29 protein-coding genes are annotated in these 19,107 nt (G+C 54.1%); 17 read left to right on the forward strand and 12 right to left on the reverse strand.

Annotated features, from left to right (window positions below):
* The 9 genes from QF010_RS02715 (at nucleotide 1) to QF010_RS02755 (ending at nucleotide 6,619) form a co-directional block, all read left to right on the forward strand.
* Nucleotides 1–2,121: a hypothetical protein gene (locus QF010_RS02715; RefSeq protein ID WP_429380631.1), complete on the forward strand. Its 2,121-nt coding sequence runs from the start codon at nucleotides 1–3 to the stop codon at nucleotides 2,119–2,121.
* A gap of 109 nt (nucleotides 2,122–2,230) precedes the next feature.
* A complete protein-coding gene (locus tag QF010_RS02720) occupies nucleotides 2,231–2,848 on the forward strand; it encodes a hypothetical protein (RefSeq protein WP_429380629.1) in 618 nt (205 codons plus the stop codon).
* A gap of 33 nt (nucleotides 2,849–2,881) precedes the next feature.
* A complete protein-coding gene (locus QF010_RS02725) occupies nucleotides 2,882–3,364 on the forward strand; it encodes a hypothetical protein (protein ID WP_429380627.1) in 483 nt (160 codons plus the stop codon).
* A gap of 101 nt (nucleotides 3,365–3,465) precedes the next feature.
* Entirely contained in the window at nucleotides 3,466–3,936 is a 471-nt protein-coding gene (locus tag QF010_RS02730; RefSeq protein WP_429380625.1) for a hypothetical protein, read from the forward strand.
* A gap of 3 nt (nucleotides 3,937–3,939) precedes the next feature.
* A complete protein-coding gene (locus QF010_RS02735; RefSeq protein ID WP_429380623.1) occupies nucleotides 3,940–4,191 on the forward strand; it encodes a hypothetical protein in 252 nt (83 codons plus the stop codon).
* A gap of 31 nt (nucleotides 4,192–4,222) precedes the next feature.
* The gene (locus tag QF010_RS02740; RefSeq protein WP_429532477.1) at nucleotides 4,223–4,846 is read left to right on the forward strand and encodes a hypothetical protein; all 624 of its coding nucleotides are present in this window, start codon (nucleotides 4,223–4,225) and stop codon (nucleotides 4,844–4,846) included.
* A gap of 145 nt (nucleotides 4,847–4,991) precedes the next feature.
* Nucleotides 4,992–5,393 (forward strand): hypothetical protein, encoded by a 402-nt coding sequence (locus tag QF010_RS02745; RefSeq protein WP_429532478.1) that lies wholly within the window; start codon nucleotides 4,992–4,994, stop codon nucleotides 5,391–5,393.
* A 138-nt stretch (nucleotides 5,394–5,531) separates the two neighbouring features.
* Nucleotides 5,532–6,197 carry a hypothetical protein gene (locus tag QF010_RS02750; protein WP_429380617.1) on the forward strand — a complete coding sequence of 222 codons (666 nt, stop codon included), beginning with the start codon at nucleotides 5,532–5,534 and terminating at the stop codon, nucleotides 6,195–6,197.
* 62 nt (nucleotides 6,198–6,259) lie between these two features.
* Nucleotides 6,260–6,619, forward strand: coding sequence for a hypothetical protein (locus QF010_RS02755; protein ID WP_429380615.1), 360 nt, complete (start codon nucleotides 6,260–6,262; stop codon nucleotides 6,617–6,619).
* Nucleotides 6,620–6,694: 75 nt separating this feature from the next.
* Here the strand turns inward: QF010_RS02755 and QF010_RS02760 are convergent, their stop codons facing one another.
* The 6 genes from QF010_RS02760 to QF010_RS02785 form a co-directional block, all read right to left on the reverse strand.
* Nucleotides 6,695–6,964 (reverse strand): hypothetical protein, encoded by a 270-nt coding sequence (locus tag QF010_RS02760; protein ID WP_429380613.1) that lies wholly within the window; start codon nucleotides 6,962–6,964, stop codon nucleotides 6,695–6,697.
* A 126-nt stretch (nucleotides 6,965–7,090) separates the two neighbouring features.
* Nucleotides 7,091–7,408, reverse strand: a complete 318-nt coding sequence (locus tag QF010_RS02765) for a hypothetical protein (RefSeq protein WP_429380611.1) — start codon at nucleotides 7,406–7,408, stop codon at nucleotides 7,091–7,093.
* 102 nt (nucleotides 7,409–7,510) lie between these two features.
* Nucleotides 7,511–9,070, reverse strand: coding sequence for a hypothetical protein (locus QF010_RS02770; RefSeq protein WP_429380610.1), 1,560 nt, complete (start codon nucleotides 9,068–9,070; stop codon nucleotides 7,511–7,513).
* A 186-nt stretch (nucleotides 9,071–9,256) separates the two neighbouring features.
* Nucleotides 9,257–9,568: a hypothetical protein gene (locus QF010_RS02775; protein WP_429380608.1), complete on the reverse strand. Its 312-nt coding sequence runs from the start codon at nucleotides 9,566–9,568 to the stop codon at nucleotides 9,257–9,259.
* 3 nt (nucleotides 9,569–9,571) lie between these two features.
* Nucleotides 9,572–9,769 (reverse strand): hypothetical protein, encoded by a 198-nt coding sequence (locus tag QF010_RS02780; protein WP_429380606.1) that lies wholly within the window; start codon nucleotides 9,767–9,769, stop codon nucleotides 9,572–9,574.
* A 23-nt stretch (nucleotides 9,770–9,792) separates the two neighbouring features.
* Complete coding sequence (locus tag QF010_RS02785) at nucleotides 9,793–9,972, reverse strand: hypothetical protein (RefSeq protein WP_429380604.1); 180 nt, start codon at nucleotides 9,970–9,972, stop codon at nucleotides 9,793–9,795.
* Nucleotides 9,973–10,067: 95 nt separating this feature from the next.
* On the opposite strand from QF010_RS02785, the gene QF010_RS02790 reads away from it, so the two are divergent.
* Entirely contained in the window at nucleotides 10,068–10,205 is a 138-nt protein-coding gene (locus tag QF010_RS02790) for a hypothetical protein (RefSeq protein WP_429532479.1), read from the forward strand.
* Between the two features lie 147 nt (nucleotides 10,206–10,352).
* On the opposite strand, the gene QF010_RS02795 is transcribed toward QF010_RS02790, so the two are convergent.
* The 3 genes from QF010_RS02795 to QF010_RS02805 all read right to left on the reverse strand — a co-directional run bounded on the left by QF010_RS02795 (nucleotide 10,353) and on the right by QF010_RS02805 (nucleotide 11,656).
* Nucleotides 10,353–10,634: a hypothetical protein gene (locus QF010_RS02795; RefSeq protein WP_429380602.1), complete on the reverse strand. Its 282-nt coding sequence runs from the start codon at nucleotides 10,632–10,634 to the stop codon at nucleotides 10,353–10,355.
* A 71-nt stretch (nucleotides 10,635–10,705) separates the two neighbouring features.
* The gene (locus tag QF010_RS02800; RefSeq protein WP_429380600.1) at nucleotides 10,706–10,885 is read right to left on the reverse strand and encodes a hypothetical protein; all 180 of its coding nucleotides are present in this window, start codon (nucleotides 10,883–10,885) and stop codon (nucleotides 10,706–10,708) included.
* A gap of 123 nt (nucleotides 10,886–11,008) precedes the next feature.
* The gene (locus QF010_RS02805) at nucleotides 11,009–11,656 is read right to left on the reverse strand and encodes a hypothetical protein (RefSeq protein WP_429380598.1); all 648 of its coding nucleotides are present in this window, start codon (nucleotides 11,654–11,656) and stop codon (nucleotides 11,009–11,011) included.
* A 387-nt stretch (nucleotides 11,657–12,043) separates the two neighbouring features.
* Between QF010_RS02805 and QF010_RS02810 the strand changes: the two genes are divergently transcribed.
* The 3 genes from QF010_RS02810 (at nucleotide 12,044) to QF010_RS02820 (ending at nucleotide 13,486) form a co-directional block, all read left to right on the forward strand.
* Complete coding sequence (locus QF010_RS02810) at nucleotides 12,044–12,484, forward strand: hypothetical protein (RefSeq protein ID WP_429380596.1); 441 nt, start codon at nucleotides 12,044–12,046, stop codon at nucleotides 12,482–12,484.
* Nucleotides 12,485–12,557: 73 nt separating this feature from the next.
* The gene (locus QF010_RS02815; RefSeq protein ID WP_429380594.1) at nucleotides 12,558–12,839 is read left to right on the forward strand and encodes a hypothetical protein; all 282 of its coding nucleotides are present in this window, start codon (nucleotides 12,558–12,560) and stop codon (nucleotides 12,837–12,839) included.
* 41 nt (nucleotides 12,840–12,880) lie between these two features.
* A complete protein-coding gene (locus QF010_RS02820) occupies nucleotides 12,881–13,486 on the forward strand; it encodes a hypothetical protein (RefSeq protein WP_429380592.1) in 606 nt (201 codons plus the stop codon).
* 474 nt (nucleotides 13,487–13,960) lie between these two features.
* Here the strand turns inward: QF010_RS02820 and QF010_RS02825 are convergent, their stop codons facing one another.
* Entirely contained in the window at nucleotides 13,961–14,260 is a 300-nt protein-coding gene (locus tag QF010_RS02825; RefSeq protein ID WP_429380590.1) for a hypothetical protein, read from the reverse strand.
* An 83-nt stretch (nucleotides 14,261–14,343) separates the two neighbouring features.
* Nucleotides 14,344–14,520: a hypothetical protein gene (locus QF010_RS02830; RefSeq protein ID WP_429380588.1), complete on the reverse strand. Its 177-nt coding sequence runs from the start codon at nucleotides 14,518–14,520 to the stop codon at nucleotides 14,344–14,346.
* 350 nt (nucleotides 14,521–14,870) lie between these two features.
* On the opposite strand from QF010_RS02830, the gene QF010_RS02835 reads away from it, so the two are divergent.
* Nucleotides 14,871–15,689 (forward strand): N-6 DNA methylase, encoded by an 819-nt coding sequence (locus QF010_RS02835; protein WP_429380586.1) that lies wholly within the window; start codon nucleotides 14,871–14,873, stop codon nucleotides 15,687–15,689.
* A gap of 68 nt (nucleotides 15,690–15,757) precedes the next feature.
* On the opposite strand, the gene QF010_RS02840 is transcribed toward QF010_RS02835, so the two are convergent.
* Complete coding sequence (locus tag QF010_RS02840) at nucleotides 15,758–16,021, reverse strand: sulfurtransferase TusA family protein (RefSeq protein WP_429380584.1); 264 nt, start codon at nucleotides 16,019–16,021, stop codon at nucleotides 15,758–15,760.
* Between the two features lie 186 nt (nucleotides 16,022–16,207).
* On the opposite strand from QF010_RS02840, the gene QF010_RS02845 reads away from it, so the two are divergent.
* The 3 genes from QF010_RS02845 (at nucleotide 16,208) to QF010_RS02855 (ending at nucleotide 18,155) form a co-directional block, all read left to right on the forward strand.
* On the forward strand, nucleotides 16,208–16,423 hold the full coding sequence (locus QF010_RS02845) for a hypothetical protein (RefSeq protein ID WP_429380582.1): 216 nt from the start codon (nucleotides 16,208–16,210) through the stop codon (nucleotides 16,421–16,423).
* 17 nt (nucleotides 16,424–16,440) lie between these two features.
* Nucleotides 16,441–16,869 carry a hypothetical protein gene (locus tag QF010_RS02850; RefSeq protein ID WP_429380580.1) on the forward strand — a complete coding sequence of 143 codons (429 nt, stop codon included), beginning with the start codon at nucleotides 16,441–16,443 and terminating at the stop codon, nucleotides 16,867–16,869.
* A 152-nt stretch (nucleotides 16,870–17,021) separates the two neighbouring features.
* The gene (locus tag QF010_RS02855) at nucleotides 17,022–18,155 is read left to right on the forward strand and encodes a replication protein (protein WP_429380578.1); all 1,134 of its coding nucleotides are present in this window, start codon (nucleotides 17,022–17,024) and stop codon (nucleotides 18,153–18,155) included.
* Nucleotides 18,156–19,107: the final 952 nt, after the last annotated feature.

A 19,107-nucleotide genomic window follows, 5' to 3' on the forward strand; every position in this document is an offset into this window, starting at 1 on the left:
ATGGAAATACAGACCCAAGGGCAAAAGGCAGTGCAACTCTGGGAGGACCTAACCGGTAGAGCCATCGACTCGATGTCGTACGGGTTCTCCGTGCTCGGCCAGAAGTTCAGCCTGTACGACGCGAACAAGCGGATCAAGGAAGCACTCGAGATCGGCGACGACGTCATTACAACGATGATTATCAAAACGCTGACCAGTCAGTTCGCCAAGGCACAGATCTTCACCCTGGATCAGATTTTTGGTGGCCACGACAAACTGACATCTCAAGTTGAGGTAATGCGACAGCTATATGAGCTGTTCAGCGAGCCAACAGCTCAGAATCGGCATGAAGAGTTCTATCAGTATGCTGAAGGCACCCTCGCCCACTACCGAGGACTGGAGCAGGCCGCTCTTACGGAATCCAGCCGGAGCTTTGTGCGCGAGAGTGGCTGTTTTGTCGGAATGGATGCGGTGAAGGGCTTCGACAAGCTGACACGGCTGATGATTTGCGATGGCGCACCGGGGAATGCGTCGGAAGCCAAATTGAGTCGACTGGTTTTCGGCTTCGAAACGATCGAACAACTCATCAGCCATGCGCACCAGATCCCCAGTGGGTTCTCCTTGTGTGCCATCGTCTCTCAGCGGATCAGTGACAGCTATTTCGTCCTTGTGGTGCGTAACGGCGAGCGCATCTTGGTGCTAACCGACAAGGGGAATTACAGCCATCCACTCCAAGAGGAGCGAATGGCGGCGCGTAACGACCGTTACAACGCCAATCGAATAGCACACAGTCATTTCCCATATGACCTTTTAAATATTCAGTGGGTCGATAAGGGTCGCCAGGCCCACGATGGAAGTAATGGCACCATGCTCGTGGACTCCGCATGCGGCCTGCGTATTCTGGGGAACCTTGGCGAGCTCAACGACACAGACCTCCTCTGGCTCCAGCTTTGCATTGACCAATGCAAACACCACTATTTTTTCCTACAGAAAACAGAGCCTCGGCTTGCGACCGGGTCCATGTTCCGCCTACCGCACAAGTGGTCCGACACCGCTGACAACTTCCCGGTACCGGCGGGCTGCGCACTGCACCTGGACACCCGCACCAGCTGCGAACTCAACAGCGCCTTCATGCATACGGTAGAACCGGCCTGGGCCAAACGGCGAAACCCGAACATCTGGATGGAAGCACGGTTTGCGCACCTGGTACCGGACGATTGTCTCTATCTCCCCGCATCGGCTTTAAATGATGCGACGCCGCTACTAACAGCTAGCCCGAATGGTTCGTGGTTGCTGACCCGCACTGGCAAGGAAGATATGGACCGGTCGGTGACTGTCCGTGAATTGAAGAGTCGTTCAGCCCATCCGATGGAGCTGCGGGCACTCAGCCAGACAGCCCTGTCTACCCCAGAGAGGGTTATTGCAGACGCGCACTTCATTGCAAGAAACAACCAGGCACAAGCGATTAAGGCACTTGTCGAGGCTGACTATCGTGCGCGCGAGGAAGAAATGCAGGTCTGGTTCTACAAGGCCGCCAAGAAGAACCTGCCGAACTTGATCGACGATTTACTATGCATGAATCACCAGGTCGTCCAGATCAGCACGCCGGAGCTGAAGAGCCAACTGGAAAATTTTGGTGTTGGGCACCATCACGCCCGGCGATACATCGCACTGGACTACATTCCTGCAAGGGATCAGCACGCGCCATGCAAAGGTGATCCCATCCGGTTTGAGAAGATCTTGAAGCTGGCCAACTACGCCTATTTCCAGTACGACTGCTATCTGGCCAAGTACGAGCGCGCTTTGTTGTTCCTTACGCTGCCAATCGAGACAGTTCAAGACATCATGAACATTACCGGTTTGCCTCTCTCCAAAATTCCACCCGAATTGCATGACCGTGGGCTGGCATACAACCCAGGCAACTCGAATCTGGACAGAATCGATCCACTGAGCACGTTGCGTAATCCGTGGGCGACTCTAAAGCTTTCCTTCCGCCTGCCTCTCAGCCTGAAGGCCTTCAAGGATTATCGGAGGAATCGTGGCCTGGACACGCCGACCGCTGTTGAACTCGGAGAGTGGGCAAAACAGACTGAGTCTGCGATGCACCAGCCGGCGCGGCGGAATATTGAAGGACTGGACTAATTGGCAATGCCCGACGGGGCTCCAATCCAATGATTAGTTGAGACGTCACCAAATGAAGCGTTGCTTGTTAGGCTCGCAACGCGCCCAGTACTGAACTCGGATAACCACTATGACGCAAACATCGAAAGCAATTGTTCTGCCCATCGACCTTGATGTGGCTCTTTCCACGCACCGCATTTCCGTGAGCCCGACCACTGAGCCTGTAGGCAGTGGGTCCGAGTTTTATGCATTCGCCTTTGACCGAGGCCAGGATGACGCCCAGAACGCATTCGGTAAAACTCCGAGCGATGCCGTGTACCAATTGCTGAAAAATCTGGGTGTACCGGTTCAGACAGAAGAAGAGCATGAGGCTGCATATCAAGAGTCTCTGCTACCCAAGAAGCTCTCCACCACGGCGGAGATCCCGCACCCTGCAGAGAAGGTCTTTTTCTTCCAGGCAGCTGACAACCCAGAAAAGGACACGATTCATAGAATTCTTCGACTCAAAAATGATGTCGTATTTGCGTTCATCGGGCGTGCACCTGAATTCATGCGGGACTTCACGCAGGCCGGATATCCTTCCTACGAATTGCCCGAGGGTACCGAGCCGCTGCTGAACAGCACTCTGGCCCGACCACACCACGCGGGGGATCAAGTTCGCTGGGGTTATGACCGCGTAGGACATTCTGAAGTCCTGCAGCTGTTCGGGGCCGAGGGTTCAGGCACGCGATCTGAAACGGAAGGATGAGCTGAATTTCAACGCAAGGATCAGGATCTACACATGAAACGCACCGACATCGCTGCAGGTGGCATTTACTCGGATGGCAAGCTTGGAGTTCGCCAGGTATTGGTTTTGGATCAGGGTAACGTCCACTACAAAACGCTGGCGGCCGCGCAATCGAGCAACATCCGTGAAGCGACCATGCTGCTGGGTAGCTTTGCAGCGTGGGCATCGGTCCGGATCGAAACTGATGCTCTGGCTACGCACATGCTGAGCCTGCAGGCCGGTAAGCAGGTGCCAAAACTAACAGCCCTCCAACGTGAGTTCTTCGAGTCAATTGATGAGCACGAATTTGAAACCGCTGTCATCGAATGCCAACGAGAGGAATGGCGTACCGCACGTGACTGCTCGAAAAAGGGTTTCATCAGTGAGATGCCTGAGAAACTCAAGCCAACAGAAGACCGATTCGATCTGACCCTGTCGGCACTGGGCATTCAGGTCCTCAAGATCGTGCTGGCTAACAAGCTGGCCGCGGCCAGTTGAAAGAGCGAGCTTGAAAACCGGGCTTGAGGATTAAGTCGTGCCACTGCCCGGTGATCGAAGATAATGACGCCCTTCCGATAAACCCACCCACTGGAACTGCCATGGGCGCGAAACCCACAATCACACTCACGATGTCCGCAGAGCACTTTGATCTTTGTGCAAAGTTGCACAACCCGGCGACACCCGAGCAGCTACTCGCGGCAGTTCGGCCAATACTGGTGGACGGGTTTTCACCCGCCGACGCCAGGGCACCGTATGCAGACAAGGTGACTCGCCAAGGACAGAGCAACTACGCATCGACACTTCGTGCCGTTTACACGGAAACCGTGATGAAGATGAGCCTGGCGCAATTCGAGCTATGCGCTCAATTCGCTGGAGTTGCTTCTGAAAAGGCCTTGTTGGAAGGCGCCCAAGCAGTGCTTGTCGACAGCATGGGCGCGACCGAGGCCGTCAAAACCAAACACCTAAAGTGCAGTATCGAAGATCTGCAAGGCATCACCACTGCGATCCTTGAGGCGCACTGGAAGATCCTGGGCGTCTACGGGGCGCCGAGGACAGGCAAGGAGAAATAACCATTGGCACTGAACATTGAGCGTTTGATCTTCGTCCACGAGGACATGGAGATTCGTAATCCAACGGAATCCGATTGCGGCCGCTTCGAGGTTCCACCCTCGGAATACAGTTTCGTGCAGCAGTCCGACGGGGCCTGGCGGCTGCAACAGGGTACCGACATGTTGGTACTTGAGGGCACTACCTATTCCCGCTTCAGCGCCGCCGGCGAGCTTCTTGCCCAGGCCGATCTGTCTGAGGTTGAGTACTCGGACTAATTGCCCGTTCTGCCACAAATAAAGCCCGTGCATGTCACGGGCTTTATCATTTCTGAATCCGATTTTCGGGCCCCAAGATTATTTCACCCCGCTGATTCTGGCACCGCCCTACCCCCACGAACCTGACCTCTCCAATACAACTGGCGAGGCCACGGAAATGTTCAAAAATCTCAAGGCAGCAAAAGCAGTTGGCGTCACTCTGGCAGGCTTGAAGGGCCCATCAGCAGCGAGCGGGCATCGGGCATGGTCTGCTGACATTCTCTTCTATGGCGCAAAGGTTGGCACTGCCAGCGGCAGCGACATCAAGCGAGAGATCAACCTGATCATCGATGACGCGCTGATGCAGCAAATGGTCGACGTGCTCAAGGATGGCGGCTTCAAGATTGACGCGGCCAAGCAGACAAAGCGATCCTCTACATCCGATACGGCGCGCGGCTACATGAGCCTGGCGGTGGCCCAGATCGCCGACGAGATGGACCTGGCCAAAGAACTGAAGGCTGCGGCGCGCACTCAGACCCTGGTCCTGTTGCGTTCGGCCCCAGCCAAGGCCACGGTTTTCGGCGAGCGATTTACACCGGAAGTGAAAGCGCGCTTGAGCGACCAGTATGGGGACGACATCATTGAGTTCCTGAACGAGTCGCTGAAAGGCCTTTGATACCCTACAGGGGCCTCCGGGCCCCTCCACACTCACTCATGCTCCGGCGTAAACCTGCTACGGAGCGTCAGCGATAAATTGCCAGGTAAATCCAATGCAGGCAGAGGCGGCCGTGCGGCTGGGTCAATGATGCACAGGAACTCGAATGAGCTGCGAAACTGAAACCTTCATCCGCGTGGCGGCGGCGAATCGCTGGTCACGCACCATGACGCGTAAAGCACTGGGCGTTAGCCAGAAAAGGTTCGACCTGATGCTTGCAGCATTGCCACCGATCGAATGGCCCGCACCCGGCCACAGCGCGGCATGTGATGCTGCCCGTCGCACCAGCCCGGCGATGCAAGCCGCTAGGGTTCGAGGAGGCCACACAATCAGCTCACATTACCAGCGCGAAGCCTTCGGCAAGCGAAATACCCTGCGCGGCTTTGCCGCGAACTACGGCATGAGCTACGAGACACTGCGACGCCGTATGCTCGGCGGCCAGCGTACCCTTGAAGAAGCACTGGCCCTGCCGTTGAATAGCCGCCAGGCGGCTCCAGAGGCCCCGTAGTATCGCTTTGCTGCATACGGCAGTACCAAGGCGCTCTGCTCAGCCGCGCAGATTGACCTAGGTACACAGCCAAGGATTCCTGGCTGGTCTATGATGCGAACTCTAATAGAGCTCCGATATTCATAGCCCGAGGTCAGCATGGAAAGGATTCAAAAGCCTGAGGCGAGCCCGAGCACCAGGAACCGCCCACCTATCCGGACCATCATTGCTGTCACCTTACTGGCGGCCATAGTGGTTTTCAGCGTGCGGGCCATCCAACGAGTTATCGAGTATCAGGCCTTCAGTCAGCACGCCTTCGACGTCATGGACCAGTTCATTGCCGCGAAACAAGCCGATCAACCGCTTGGACAATTCAAGGATGAATTCGCACAACTCGCGGCGAGCGATCGTGACCTCGGACGTCTAATGGCCATCGCCTACGTCGAACGCATGGGCACGCTGAGTGACCGCGACCGGGGGATTATCGCGGCAGCCAACGAGCTTTCGGGTAAAGATCTTTTTCGCCTGCTCAAGGCTACCTCGCCGATGTTCGATGCCAATGCTCGGCAGCGGTATTTGAATGGGGAAGTGATCGGATCAGTAGCCACGGGCATCGACATGACCTTCAACACCTTCACTGATGTACAGCAGGAGGCGCTTCGCGGCTGCCTCGCAAGCCTTGAAGGAACTTACGATCCAGAAAGCCTGACAGGTCGAATCAAAGTGGCCACAACGCTGTATGCCGGTGCGTCCTGGGAGACTTGCCAGATACCGGTATCGCCGACCTACGTTGACACGCACCACATTTTGCAGGACACCATCTAGGCCCCTGGTGGCACGCCCGGCAGCTGCGAACATGACGTTTCTACTCAGACATCTGGTGTCACATGAACGCAGCCCAAGAACAGCAGCAGGTTTCGACTCAACGTGTTGAGGTGCTGGCCCTCCATCCGGTTATAAAATTGGGGCAAGTCGTCGGAACTCGCAACTTCGTTGATCTCTTCTCAGATGAAACCGATCTGAATAACGCCATGCACCTGGTCCTGGATAAGTACCGATTCGGCGACTGGGGGCTCGTGTCGACTCGCTCGAAAGCGTTGAACAATGAAGCGCTGGACACCGCTAATCCCGGTCGAGTCCTCGCGAAGTACTCCGTCAAGGCTTCTACTGGCCGCGACGTCGAGATTTTAGTGCTAACTGAATGGAATCGGTCGGCGACAACGCTAATGCTGGAAAACGACTACTGAAGAACAAGAATGCAAAAGCCCGCATAAAGCGGGCTTTTTTTGGTCTGCGTTTCTTGGAGCGTTGGGTTAACCCAATCAGGCCGCAGCCAGGCGCTCGGTGCGCAGAGCAAACTTTTCCGCATAGTCTGCCCCCGTGCAGGTCCCCTCAAGAGACAGCAAATCACGCAAAGTGACCGCCTGGTTACCGGCGGCGTGGACCAGTGGGAGCAGTGTCTCGCACATGCCTACGACGTATGCCGGCACTTTGTACTGGGAGTTAAGCGCATGGGAGCCGGGCTCTTGCTTGCGCCGGGACAGGGCTTGATCGATTACTGCGCGAAAGCCAGTCGATTGTTGGTGCTGCATTGCGACATCCTCTTTGAGGCGATGAATGGGAGGCTGGCAGACCTGCGTAAACCAGAAGCAGATCAGGGTTGGTGGTCCAGTTGTAAAGTCAGAACCAACAACTGGAATTCAAGGTCGGAAGCTGGATTAAGCCTTACTACGCGGGCCGTCGCAGTTCGGGTACCGGGCCACAAACACTTTGTTGTGAGCACGCATCAGCTCGGCAGCCTCAAGCGAGACACCCCACATTGCTGGGGCGCATTCGTTGCCCTGGAAGGTGGAGAATGGGTCAGGAATGGGATCACCATCCTCATCATCGCTAAAGGTCACCAACACATCGGGAGCATCGAGCTCGGCGTATTGATCGTAGTCGCACAGCGGGAACGTTCCCCAGTGCAACTCAGGGTGCATTTCTTTGAGCCTGGCGATCAGGTTAAGGGTGGCTTGCGGGGCTTCTGTTTGCATATGGGTCACCAGAGTAAAAGATGGAAGGGTGGATCTTCGATGACAAGGATCGATCTATCAGAAGCGTGCCACCACCCTCCCCCCGTCTCGCACAAACCTTTATTAGGCGCCTTTGAACGCGTTTACTATTGTTTCGAAAAGCTCACTTAGTTCCTCACGAGTCCTTTCCCCTGCTAAGGCGTCCGCATGATGCGCGGAAATTATTTCATCAACTTGTATATCTGGCTCAGATAACGAAAGAAGCAGCCAACACCTGTAGACTATGTCCATTGAAGTTACATCGCGCAAGTACCCCATAACCTTCGCCGAATCCTTGTAACGCAGCCGCTCTACAAAGCGAGGAGTGGGTCCAGTTTCAACATACTGCCTAGCTGGGACAGTACTTATCAGCGCAAGATCTCGTTTGTACTTTTTCTTCAAAACTCTTAATGCTAACTGGATGCATTCCGCACCGGCACCTTTTTCACCTAAACCTGATCTCTCCCACTGATAAAGAAACACAATATTGGCATTGTCCGTTATCTCAGTTATCTCAATGTCATTTAAGCTTATTTTTCCAGCCAACGAATCCGGACAAACCTCATCAGCGTAAGCTTTTAGAAACGTATGCGCTGTCTTCGCATCAAAGTCTGATACTAAATCTCCCGCATCAAACAGATCATAACCTCGATAATATTCATTTTTGTCTGCCACAAACAATGTGCCGGAAACAAAAGAAACACATCGCCCGTCCGCATCAAGGAGTGAGCCAATCCAGTTATAGATCTTGAAATTTGTACAATCGTCCTCCATTTCACGCGCAACTGAAAGCTGAAACTTCCTTAAACCAAACTCATGCACAGATGTTTTGGCGTTTTCCCGACGGGAAATCCAAAAGGTACCGGGATCAAAGTAAGCTTCAGGATGATGAGCTCTGACGTAGAGGTCCAGCACACTCAACGGAAATAGCTCTTGCTTAATGAACTGAGTAGCTAGTTCAGTTAGACCAGGCCAACCAGACTCACCCCATGGTAATTTGATGAGATCGTCCTTTGTAGCGCCACAATCCAACTCCATCTTTCGTTGTTCTTCACCATGTTGATTCACGTATTCAAAGATCGCCTCATCCAGCAACAACTCAGCGAGATCAGAAATCATTGACTCGGAAAAAAAGAACCCTATATTCCTTCCAGCCACATCAGATATTTCACTATTTATTGCTGGAGCAAGCAATTGATATATATTCTTTTTGGAGTCACGTCTCCCGCCACCCCCTCTGAAAACTGTAGGGTTGTTCCACTTCTGGCGAAAAATATTTTTTAGATCACTAGCAACAGCTGGAGTAATTACTACCTTAGTGATTGACGGATTACTCCAAACCCCAAGAGTGGCAATAGGCCAACTATCAACAAATGAATAAACATCATTGTAATTTAGCCCTAGATCTATCAGAGCACTCTTTGCGGCGAAACCAGTAGCGCGATATGCATCCTGACTAACAGGTGTAGCGGTCGCGCTTTTTTTGGCCTCATGAAAGTCCATATACCCCAAATGGAGAGATAAAAGCTCCTGTGCCTTGGATAGACTCGGAGCATTTTCATTAGGCCATTTCCGAATTATAAACCTGGCGACCTTGGTAAACCGCCCAGACTTGAAGTCATCGATTGAGAGAGCGAACGTCATGATTACACCTCTGGTACTAATGCGGTGTCGGCTTCCCGCGCGTACCATCGGTGAGAAAAAGGATGGATAGCGTTCTTACTTGATAATGCTCATTCTCCGACGATTTCGCAGGCCGACCGCAGGACTTGAGCTAGCCCTGAAGAGGAACGATATCACCGGGGCCCCATACGTCAAGTCCACCCAAGATCACAGCTGGCCGTTACCGGCGGTGACCCGGGCGATTCGGTGCTTGCAGACGTGGAACTCAATTCGGTCCATGTCGTCTTCCTGAGGACTGCCGTCCTGCTGAAAAAGCACAACTGAACGGCCACAGGCCGTGAAGCTCCCATTACCCTCAGTAAAATGCCATTTCGACCATTGGACATTCTCGAACCGGTCGGCGCGATTTGCCCAGCGCACGGCGCGGGGTAGCGGATCACCGAGGACATCTGCATAGGTGTCTTCTCGGCAGATACCCAGAACCCTGACATAGGAAATCAACGATCCGTTGCGCTTCAATGCTTAGGCTTCCGACTCGCCGGTTACGGCATGCCAATAGCCGATGGCACCGTCAATCTTTACAGCCGCTTGCAGCTCCTGTTCAGCCAGGACTGAAAGTAATGGGTCATCAGAGGACACCAACAACTGCAGAGCCTTTGTTAGCGCATCTGCGGCGGCCTTGGCCTGGGCCAGTTTTTCGTGATCAGTTTTTGAAAGCATCAGAATTCCTCAACGTTGCTGGATTACAGCGCGCCATATTTCCGGGACAGTTCGTCAATCCGGATGGCACGCATCTGGTGGGCGCGGTGGCTGGCCTCATCGGGCTGCATGGCGCCGTAGCGAATGGCTGCGGTGTACTCGCCATCTTGGCGAACCAGCCCGAGCAGTTCTTTAAGCTCAGCCTGCATCTGGTCATAAATCACGGGGCACTACTCCGCTGTATTGGCATTCGATGAGTCAACGTTTATGGGGACATAGCGGCCTTGAGGTCGTCGAGGCTCGCCCAGAGGTCCGCCTCGTGAATGACCCCCCCATCACTGCCGAGTACCTCGACAAACCGCGAATCAGCGCCGGGGACACATTTGTAGCCCGCACCGGGGTTGCTTACAGGACGGGCTACACCATTCCAATCAACAAAAAAGCCGGTGACCACTGATTTGGCGACGGCTCGCTGGGTTGTCATAGGTGCCCCTCCATTAAGCTGATGAGGGAATCCTAACGTCGATTTTGTGTGCCGGAAGGGGGATTGCGAAAAAAACAACTCAGATGTGGGCGTTTGTATGCGTGGCGGCAGGGCTGTTAGCTACCTGGCCATTTCGCTAAAATGGGCGATATAGAACTCCAGGATGCTGGCAGGCGCTTCCCCAGCCTCTACATCGCGCGCAAGGTGGCAAACAAAGGCGCCAATGTCGCACTCAATCTCGATGAGCAACTCAGGCGTACCAGCCGCCCGCGCCGAAATGAAACGAGCAAGAAGTTGGGATGCTTCCTGCTGATACGCGTCATCACCCACGAGACGAGCATCGAGGCCCTCAGGTTTGCTTACAATGGTTGAAGGTGAATCGAGGTCCAACATACCGGCCATACCCCATTTCCTTGTGCGATTACGCTTACGCTGAGATGCAGGCCATTCAGATGCGGGCTGGCTGCTCAGAACTACGACCAGGCCGGATCATTGGGATCAACCAGTGCTCTACCAGGGACGATCAATTCCTTGCCGGTATCAACTCGGGCGACGACCCAATTCCCCTTTCCGCCGTAGTCAGTCGAGGACTTTGTCCGCACCAGATTGCCACTTTTGGAGGAGCGATAGACCGTGTCTTCCTGAATAACCATGCTGAGCTCTCCCGCTATCTTTGATTCCCAGTGCTACCCAATATTACCGGCAACACCGGGACATTTGGCACCATTGAAGCCCCAGTTTTTTCCCGATCCTTGAGTCAGTGGACGGACTTCCACTCAAGCACGTTCAATCCCATCCCAAACCCAATGCGCCACATTGGTCGAATCGCTGTAGTTGTAAATGACCGCCCCCATGATTGCTTCGGGGCTCACCGGGGCATCGTAAGTCGGGTCTTTGAGCCACAACACCAGGTTATCGCGGATGGCTTCCAGGTCGTCTTCACCGATTCCATTAAAATCGTCCGGCCGGAACATGTTGAATGATGTGCTGGCTTCGTCCAGGTCAGGCGAATCGAACAGGTAGAGTTCACCGTTCAACGCTCCCACAAACAAACTGCCGCCTGGATAGCTGGCAACCGTCCCGGCGGGCAGCTGTCGAAGGATATCGGCCACCTGATACCAGTGAACCATCAGGGACTGGAACATGTTTTCTTCATCGTCGTGGGATGAGTACGTGACGACATGGTGGTAATGAGGCAGGGCAACCGGCGTTGGGGTCGAAGCTTGAATGGGGTTGAGCAACTCCGCAACTTCGGGGCAAGACATCAGTTGCCCGCGTTGTTGCGAAGTCATTACCCCCCAGCACGCTGCAACAACGCTCTCCAGATCATGGGCCAGGTCCTCGCTCTGTCCAGTTGAGGTAAAGCGGCTTTTTGCCGATTTTAGGATTCTGTTCAAGTCATGAGTGGCGGCTTGGTCGTTCATGCTTATTCCTATTGGTGGGTCGACTGGAGTTCCTAAGATTGGGCTCTTGCCCGCTGAGGATTGAACTCATCGTCTCCCCACATCCGGCGTGCCACGAGCCTGGCTACCAAGAATTTCCTGTAATGGTTCAATGCCGGACTGAGGCTACGGCAAAGGAAAACGGCCCCATACCAAAGAGCTGAGCAGCCACCACGTTGCCCTTACCTTCCCTGCCCCACACCTCGCCATCCAGATCCAATTCTGGGCAACCAAGAGTTAGGTAACGTCCCAGCGATCGGCACTCACCCGTTCAGTATCCGCACCTCAAAACATCGTTTCCGGGGGGTGCTGGCACGCTTTATCACCCCTCAACATGGCTCACATCGAAACCAATAGAGGAACACAACGATGGCCGCCGCACCGTTCACGCTCACCCAAGCCAACGCATCGCTGCTCGCATTTGTTTTTGACGGCCTGTGCCGAATCAATCAAGCCGTTCGCCATAGCCGCATGGAAGAAGGTCGCCTCGGTTTTGCAGAAGAGGTGGGGACTGGAGAGGACCGCCTGCTCAGTGCCGCTCTGATGATCGCGTCTCAAGCAGTGCAGCTCCTGCAGCCGGCGCTGGACTGCTATATCGCGAAGAACGAACCCGGCGTTTTCGAATATGACGCACTCGAATTCTTCGAGGACGCAGGCATCGCCAATTGCTGCTCCTTGCCAGCGTATATCTGGCGGTTTCTGGAGGAGCAGCCTTCCTACTGGCTACTCGCAGCGGAGAGCCTGCGTCCGAACGAGGTTCCACTGGACACAGTCATCGCGGAATGGCGCGAAGCGAACGAGCTGATCTAAACCACCGACTCGCCCGTCGAGCCATTCAAAGCCTCGACGGGGTTTAAGAATCGCTGATCTCTTGGAGCCCGTAATGACCCGCGTTCGATTTCTCACCGTAAATGCCGCGCATGACCTCAACCTGCCAAGCCTGTTCTTCCCACAGGCCAGCACCGACGGTGCTGAGTTTCAAGTTGAGGCCCAGCCTTACCCAGCGTTTAACGACCTGCATGACATGTTGATCGCTGAGGACGATGAGTTTCATTTGGTGGAATACAACGCGGAATCTGGCCGCGGGTTCCTACGCGTAATTGACTGGACAGCACCAGAGCCGGGCACGGTTCTGGAACTGGCACCGGCTCACAAGGCCGCTTGACTACGGGCCACTCTCCCCCACATTCACAAGGATAAGCACGCATGACAGTTCAAGGTTTCTTCATCGACTGGGATGGCAATACGCGCAGAACCGAAGCCCCCGGCCCCCCCTTCACCTGCCAAGTTGACGTGGCGAAAAAGCATGTTGTTGTGGTCGATAGCCACGGGTTTTCAGTGCATGAGTGTGTCTATTTTTCGACCCTCGACGAGGTCCGCGCAGCAGACATCACTGTGAACCTGCTCCCCGACAGCGAGAACCCGATACCGCCAGTCAAAGGCTACTTCAAGGTCTGGGACAATGGCTTGAGTTGCGACACCTATATCTCACTGGCGGTCGTTAACGACATGGGCGCGCTGCTGGCCATGATTCAGAAGGGGCAGGCAATTATTGCTCAGCACCGGCTGAAGGCTGTTCGTATGGACTATCACCCAGACGTGTGGGTAGGGTCTGAGGAAGGGGCTGAGTTACAAGGGCTGATGGTCACCGAGTCGACGTTCGCCTTTGTACATACGGGCTTCATCGGCACAGAGGACCTGACAACAGACCAGATCGCTCAGGAATTAGCGGAGATCCAGGCCCGGAATGGCACGCTCTACGCGCCTGAGTTCGACGAAGAAACGCTGAACGAACTACTGAACAACGAGTAATTCGTGAGTCGCAACAAACCGTTCCTCGCAGCCTCGATTTGTTGCACGACGCTGCTGGTGGAGTTGCCCTAAGCTCATAGGGAAAACATTCCGCATGCTGAATTTTTCCCTACCTCACAACCTCGCATTCACAATGCCGGCCTTGACGGCGCAGTGAGAACCACCATTGCTGCTATAGATTTGCGGGGGTAGCTGCAGGTTTGCGTAGCCGAAGCTTCCGATATGAGTACTTCGCAACGACTTCAAAAACGGTCACGGCGGCAATGAGCAGCAAAAATTCGCTGAAGGACAAGCTAAAGTAAGCGGGCCCCAGGATCAGCGCTACCAAACTGACAAAGCTGATTAGCTTATTCATCCGCCGGATACGCAATCGATATCTCCTCACTGTGTTGGCTAGTCGCCGCTGCCTATATTGCCAGATGGATAAGGCGTCGGCTCCATTCTTCCAGTTTGGCATTAAGTAGAAGGTTGTTGCTAAGGCGCAGAAATCACCGCTTCGAGCCACTTTGTTTCGTCCCGTTTACCGGGTGCGCTCACCGCAAATCTGGCCATGCACTGATAGCCACCGTTCGACATCTCTGAGCCATACCCTTCGATCATCGACATGACCTGATAGCCGCTCTTCCGAGCGGATGCGTCAACTTTGCCACGGACGGACTGAAAGCAGTCATCACGCGCCGTCATGGCCGACGCAGTAGGCGGCATTCCTGGAGGGGGTTCTGCGTGTGCGGCACCAGCGATCAACAGCATGACCGCCGCAAAAATCTTCTTCACGTTTTGTCCTTTCTACTGAAAAGTTAACCGCCCTGGTACTACCAATCCAGCAAGAGTGGGGGATTGGCACATCGAATTTTCCGTCAATGTTCGAGGCTAGGAGGGGATTTAATCTCAGCAAGCTTTTCAGCACTTACCTCAGTTGTTAAAGCTGAAGTTGGTTCAGCGGTGATTGCTGTATTTTCAAGTTCTGTATGCTTCGCATACAAAACGAAGCCTGCGCCTAAAACAGCACTCAACACTCCAAGTTCTACTGCCATCCTCAATGGTCCCACGATTTTCTCCTGGTAACTGAAATTAGTGGATCTCAATGAAAAGTCGCACGTATTCATCAAGTCCAATGGGGTAATTGGAATTCACAACTCAAATGAGACGGCACTCAGCACGCCGGCCTCGGCGGAGGGGGCAGGTAGCTCGCAACCTTTGCACCGGAATAACGGCACATGGTTGTCCCGCAAGCCAAACTGAGGGCCAGAAATTCACGCCGGCTATTCAAGCGATACGGCTCTAAAATGGTCGCCTCTCACGCGACGCCAATTTCTCGTTTGCCCAGCTGGTGGCACAGCCCCCAACCAACAAACTGACTCCAATCACAACCTTTGGAGTCAACATGGCGAACGCCCAGCAGCACATCAAAACGATGGTCAAACTCATCGACACCATCAACTACGTCAGCCGCCGCGAGGTCTTCGCCGATTTCGTAGAGATGGGGGCAATCTGCTACAGCAACGGGATGGACCTCCACCAGCGAGCACATCGTGAGGCCCGCTACATGAAGCTCATTGGCAAATATCAGAAAAAACACCAGCACATCTTCGGCGATCTGCTCGGCGCACTGAACATGGCAATGGATTGCGAACCCAGTGACGTCCTTGGACGGTTGTTTCACGAACTCGACGCAGCGAATAAAGCAACTGGGCAGTTCTTTACACCGCCGCATATCTGCGAACTCATGGGTAAATTGATCGTGGGCAATGGTAGCCAGATCAAAGCCGAGATTGAAGAACGTGGTTTCTTTCGCCTGAGCGAACCGTCGTGCGGTTCCGCGGCGATGGTCATAGCGTTCGCTACGGCGATTCGCGAACAGGGGATCAACTACCAACAGAATCTACACGTAACCTTGACGGACATCGACGTACGCGCCGTTCACATGGCCTACTTACACCTGAGCCTGATGCACATCCCGGCGATCATCGTTCATGGCAACACGCTGACACTGGAAGAGTTCGGAACATGGCGCACGCCTGCGCACTTCCTCGAACTCTTCGAATTCAAATTACGACGGGGATACGCACTGGAAAGCGCAATGGGTCGCGGACAGCTGGAACTCGAACACGAGGCTGCGGGGGAGTTGGTTGTGACGACAGAGCACCTACTCGCTAGCCATATCCCGGTTCGCTCCCTAACTGAGCAAGTCGCCTTGTTCTAATACCAGCAGGTCATCACCGGCGACCGCTAGCAGGCCGCCGGGGTCAGCCAGCCATACCGGTTCCGAATTTAAGCTGCACCGATCCGTAGCCAGAAGCTGTAAACACCACCCTCCTCCTCTTCCCGCACCAACTCATGAGTGCCCTGGGAAACAAACGTGCGGAAATCCCGCTTCGTGCCCGCGTCATCCGAGATCACCTTGAGGACCTGGCCCGCGTCCATGCGATTCACTTCAAGTCGGGTCTTCAACATCGGGATGGGGCAAGGGAAGCCAGAAGCGTCGAGTTCCACATCCGCGCTCAAATTCGCTTCTTGACTGGGCGTTTCGTTCATAGGTCACATCCAAACGTAGGGAATCAAGCAGCCACCATTCTAACGACACATACATCATTGGGGGGGCTCCTGGCACGGCTGCTTTTCCCCGATTCTTAACTCACCAGCAATTTTGGTTTTACCCAGGGCTGCACGCATGAGCGGCATGCCCGGCTACGAATTGAACGACGAGAGAAGAACATCAGGATGAAACGTCAAATTACTCAGCACCTTCCAACCTGTGGCTTGGCGTTGGGCGCCACCGCCAGCGAGCTGGCCACCACTCACGCGACACTGAAGGAAAAGATGCTGCGCTCGGCTTACACCGACTACTTCACCAGGACCGAGCGTGAGGGCATGCGCGAGGAACTGGCGAAGATCAGCACGCGATATCAAACCCTCACCGGCCACGGCCTGCGTTAATCACCAGGAGCTCAAAAATGGTAGCTATCAGTCAACTTGCGATCGACGAAGTCCGGCAGATGCCGCTGGCAGAGGATGATTGCCCATTGGAGTGCAATTACTTCGGCCGGCAGGTCATCGAAGCTGCTCAGGAGTACTTGAAAGAACAAGGCGAGAAAACAGCCGAACCGGTACCGCTTCTAACGTCTTTCGAGCGGCGGGAGGATATGGGGCGTGGACGATTGCAGTTCTTGCTGGACGGCGATGCCGACGTGATTGTCACCGTCATCGATAATAAGGGGCATGCAAACAGCGTGGAGTTTTGCACCGCGATCATGGGCGGTGGGCGCTCGCCAAAAGTTAGGGATGCCCTGATCAACGTGATGAAGGCAATTCGTGAGGAAAACCTGACTAATCCCTTACCTAATGGCCTCTCAGCGACCGACCTGGCAGATCCAGGCGTCTGACCTCCGGTCACGCGCCTCGTGGCCTGGCGTGCGCCGAATGCATCCTCAAGGTATATTGCCCCATCAGGGGGATTCGTCAGCCAGAAGAACATCGCAATCAGCTGTTGACGTGAATTTCCAAATCCATTTGCAGATTGGGATATCAATAGCGCATGGCCACAGTGAAAAACGTTGTCGAAAAAGCCGACAGCAAGGGGCGCAAAAAAAGCCTTCAGCTTTCATTGTTCGAACTTATTGAAAACTCCGAGTCCGAGTACAGCAACACCATCGAGCTCTACGATGCCCTGCCGAAATACGTCTGGGAGCAGTCGGATTCAGAACTGCGCGAGAACAGCGTAATCACCCGAACCTTCAAATCTCGGGGAGCTGTTTACACGGTGAAGATCAAGCCTGCCGTTATCGAACGGAAGAATAAGGCCGGCGACATGGTTAGCGTGATGGTCTATCCAGGTTCGCGAGAGGAAATTGTTGAGGAAGCGTTAAGAAAAATTGCAATCAACGGCAATTCCTTTGAATCCGAAGCGGATAAGAACGTAGGTGTTCTCTTCACTGTCAGTCAACTCTGCAAGGAGCTGGCCCGTACCAATCACACGTACAGCAATCAGGAGGTTGTCGAAGCGCTCGACGTCATGAGCTCCTCTCTTCTGGAGTGCTCACTGGGGACTAAGGGAAAAGGTCGGGACATGTACCGCGGCAACTTCCTCACATCACTAGCCCTCACCAGTCGGGACCAATACCTGGAAGACGGTTCAACGAAGTGTTTCGCCACGTTCCACCCCTTGGTGACTCACGGTATCCGGACCCAGAAATTCAGACTCTACGACTACAGTATTTCGATGGGCCTTAAATCAGACTTGGCCAGGTACATGTTCAAGCGCATGTCCCACTACTGGACGCAGGCATCTCTCGACCACCCATACACCCTTAAACTGGTGACCTTCCTTGCAGGCAGCCCGCGCGGTCTTTCTCCGAAAATGAAAGACAACATGCGCGCGATGCGCAATGCACTCACAGCGCTGGTCGAGCAAAAGGTCATCCTTCCAAACTGGGATGAAGATGTCATCAAGGACGCCAATGATCGACGCATTACCCTCGACGTGGCCTTCGCCATGCTTCCACACGAAAACTTCGTAAAGCACATGATGCGGGCCAATCGTAAGCACAACGAAGTCGTGAGCCAGGCACAACTTGCGGATGCACGATCAGCGCTCAAAGGCGCTCCAAAGGCATTGAGCAATGACGTTGAGGACACTGAGGACCGCGGCTCCGACGAAGTCTTCACCTAGTCATTGCAACCCGCAGGCAGTCATCAGGGCTCTCGGCGGGCCAGCTTGGGCGTTGGACGACCAATGGCTCTGCGATTAGGTTCAAGGTTTGCTGCGCCCTATTCGTCCGACGCCACTAACCTGGAGAACCTACAAGGTTCAGTGCGCCGGACTTTCATCCTGAACGGGTGATCGTGATCGACGCTTTCCCACCTCAATTTTGAGATAGGGAGCACCAAACCTTTAACTTCGCCGTGTGATGCTTCGGTCGGGCGCACCAAACCTTTAACTTTTATTTTCTCGACATATAGGGCGCATCAAACCTTCAACACAATCTCTTCAATCTTGCTCCCACGCATCGAGAGATGCAGCGCACCAAACCTTCAACCCCGGCCTTCACAAAGTCCAGCGCACCAAACCTTCACCCCCCCCTCAAAAGTAGAGCGCAGCCAACCTAGGACCCTGGTCGATGCTTAGCTTCAGCTGCGCCCCACTCCACGACAAAACCTAGACTCATAGATCCGGCGCACTAAACCTTGTACGAAGTAATCCAGCTTCAAATTGAGCGCATCAAACCTTGGACAGTGCCCAAATACAGCGCAGCAAACCTCGTACATTTCCGAGGAAGGTCTCTCAAGGTGTTGTTTTAAAAGGTCCTGTGGATAAGCATGTGCATATCCCTTCCAATGTCCGAGGATTGATGCGCCCTATCTCGCTTCGGTTCAAGGATCAGTGCGCCGGACCCATTTTCTCTGGTCACCGACAATAGGATGCGAAGGCGTTTAGCAGTCAAAGTCCAAGGTTTAGAGCGCTCTACCGTCGAAGTGGTTGAGGTAAAGACGGTAAGTCTTTGAAAAGGTACAAGGTCTAGTGCGCCCGACTCTCAAAAAAGGCCATTTTTGAGAGGTTTTGTTGATAAGTCAGGGGATAAGATTTGGCATTTCAACTGGGTACAAGGATTGATGCGCCGCAA

This window comes from Pseudomonas silensiensis (genome assembly GCF_050434865.1).
Classification (GTDB): domain Bacteria; phylum Pseudomonadota; class Gammaproteobacteria; order Pseudomonadales; family Pseudomonadaceae; genus Aquipseudomonas; species Aquipseudomonas fluorescens_W.